The sequence below is a fragment of the Stenotrophomonas pictorum JCM 9942 genome (assembly GCF_001310775.1).
In the GTDB taxonomy this organism is placed as follows: Bacteria; Pseudomonadota; Gammaproteobacteria; order Xanthomonadales; family Xanthomonadaceae; genus Stenotrophomonas; species Stenotrophomonas pictorum.
Map to the genome: position 1 here is coordinate 1 of NZ_BAZI01000397.1, position 2,393 is coordinate 2,393.

The window sequence follows — 2,393 nt, forward strand, 5'->3', positions numbered from 1 at the left end:
CCGCAGCGCGTGGTTGCGCGAGAAAGTCGGTCACTGAGCCGGCCGGTGCGGCCCGCCAGTTGATCCGTTGTTCATCGCCCGGCGCCCCGGACTGCGGCCGGCGCATGTAAAATGCGCGGCTTCCGCGACCCGGCACCTGTGCGCTTTCCGCGCCGGCCGCAGTCCGCGTCTGTCCTGTTCCTTATGTCTACCGCCACCGCCACGCCGCGCTTCCTCGACGAAGTGCGGACGACCGGTCTGCTCGCGTTGCCGCTGGTTCTGGGCCATGTCTCGACCGGTCTGATCGCTTTCGTTGACAACACCATCGCCGGCCACCACGGCACCGACACCTTTGCCGCGGTCAGTATCGGTACCGCGCTGCTGTGGCTGCCGATGCTGGTGCCGATCGGCACCCTGATCTCGCTCACCGCCTCGGTCTCGCAGCTAAACGGTGCCGGCCGCGCGCGTGAAATCGGCCCGCTGTTCCGCCAGGCGCTGTGGCTGGGCGTGGGCCTGAGTGCGCTGATGTTCGTGTTCCTGAGCGGGGTGCCGGCATTGCTGCCGGCGTTCGGGATTGCCGCAGATATCGTGCCCGGCGCCACCGGTTTCCTGCATGCCATCCGCTGGGGTGTGCCGGCATTGACGCTGTATTTCTGCATGCGTTACCTCAGTGAAGGCATGCATTGGACCTTGCCGACCATGCTGATCGGCTTCGGCGGCCTGCTGGTGCTGGGGCCACTGGGTTACGCGTTGTGCAACGGCAAGGCCGGCTTCCCGGAGCTGGGCGCCGCAGGCCTGGGCATCGCCTCGGCCGTGACCATGTGGGTGCAGGCGCTGGCCTTCGCCAGCTACCTGGCCCTGACCCGGCGGTTCGCACACCTCGGGCTGTTCACGCACTTCGAGCTGCCGCGCATGGCCGCGATCTGGGACCTGTTGCGTACCGGTCTGCCGATCGGCATCACCGTGTTGATGGAAGGCGGTCTGTTCATCATCACCGCGCTGCTGATCGGCCGCATCGGCGCCACCGAGGCCAGCGCCCACCAGATCGCGATCAACGTGGCGCAGCTGTGCTTCATGATTCCGATGGGGGTGGCCGAGGCCACCACGGTGCGGGTCGGCCATGCGGTGGGCAGCAATGATCCGCTGGGGGTGCGCCGGGCCACCTGGGCCGGCTACGCCATCGTGCTGGTGACCCAGCTGGTGTCGATCAGCGCCCTGCTGCTTGGCCATGACGCGGTGGTGGGCCTGTATACCGACGACCTGGCGGTGGCGGCCTTGGCGTCGACCTTGCTGCTGTACGCGGCAACGTTCCAGATCCCCGATGGCATCCAGGTGCTCTCGGCCGGCGCGCTGCGCGGCTTGAAGGACACCCGGGTGCCGATGTTCATCGCCATGTTCGCCTACTGGGGCGTGGGCATGCCGGTCGGTGCCGGCCTGGGCCTGGGTCTGGGCTGGGGTCCGCAGGGCATGTGGGTCGGCTTGATTATCGGTTTGACCGTGGCCGCGCTGCTGCTGGGCTGGCGGCTGCGGATCAGCAGCCGGCGGCTGCTCGTCCGTGCGGCACCCTGACTTGAAGCCCATGCCCGGCGCCGCCGGTTGTGGGTATCCTGCTTTGCAACAAGCCCCTCTGGAGCGTTCATGAATCCCCCCCCGATTCCGCGTCGCAACCCCATCGCCAGCTTCTTCATCGGGCTGTGGGATGTGATGAATTTCACCCGCCGGTTGATCCTCAACCTGGTGTTCTTCGGTCTGCTGTTGCTGGTGCTGATGGTGTTCGTGGCGGCGCTGGGCATGAGCGCGTCTTCGGCCAAGGTGCTGCACGAACGCACCACGCTGGTGATCGCCCCCGAGGGCCGGCTGGTGGAGCAGTACAGCACCGATCCGGTCAGCCGCGCGCTGGGCAAGGCGCTGGGCGATACCGGCGCCGAGGAGATCCAGCTGCGTGACCTGATCCGCGGCATCGAGGCGGCCAGGGACGACAAGAAGATCGAGCGGGTGGTGCTGAATCTGGACAAGCTCCAGCCCAGCGGCTTCGCCTCGATGCGCGAGGTGGCCGCGGCGCTGCAGGAGCTGCGTGCAGCCAACAAGCAGGTGGTGGCCTTCAGCGAAAACCTGAACCAGTCGCAGTACCTGCTGGCCGCGCAGGCCGACGAGATCTATCTGGACCCGATGGGCGGGCTGCTGCTGGAAGGCCTGGGCCGCTACCGCCAGTACTTCCGCACCGGCCTGCAGGACAAGCTGGGCGTGGACGTGCACCTGTTCAAGGTCGGCCAGTTCAAGTCCGCCGCCGAACCCTATGTACTCGATGCCGCCTCGCCGCAGGCCAAGGAAGCGGACCTGTTCTGGATGAACGACGTGTGGCAGCGCTACCTGGCCGACATCGCCACCGCGCGCAAGCTCGACCCCGCGCAGCT

General features: G+C 67.4%; 2 protein-coding genes. Both read left to right on the top strand.

The genetic code is table 11. From position 1 onward, the window contains the following. The first annotated feature begins 183 nt into the window (after positions 1 to 183). Positions 184 to 1,548 (top strand): MATE family efflux transporter, encoded by a 1,365-nt coding sequence (locus JCM9942_RS14225; RefSeq protein WP_054660493.1) that lies wholly within the window; start codon positions 184 to 186, stop codon positions 1,546 to 1,548. Positions 1,549 to 1,617: 69 nt separating this feature from the next. Next, positions 1,618 to 2,393 (top strand): S49 family peptidase (locus JCM9942_RS14230; protein ID WP_172675132.1); only part of this gene is annotated, 776 nt, incomplete at its 3' end.

Bases quoted from the DNA above. Each gene is read 5' to 3' on its own strand.
- JCM9942_RS14225 (WP_054660493.1), top strand. From the start codon at position 184: ATGTCTACCGCCACCGCCACGCCGCGCTTCCTCGACGAAGTGCGGACG.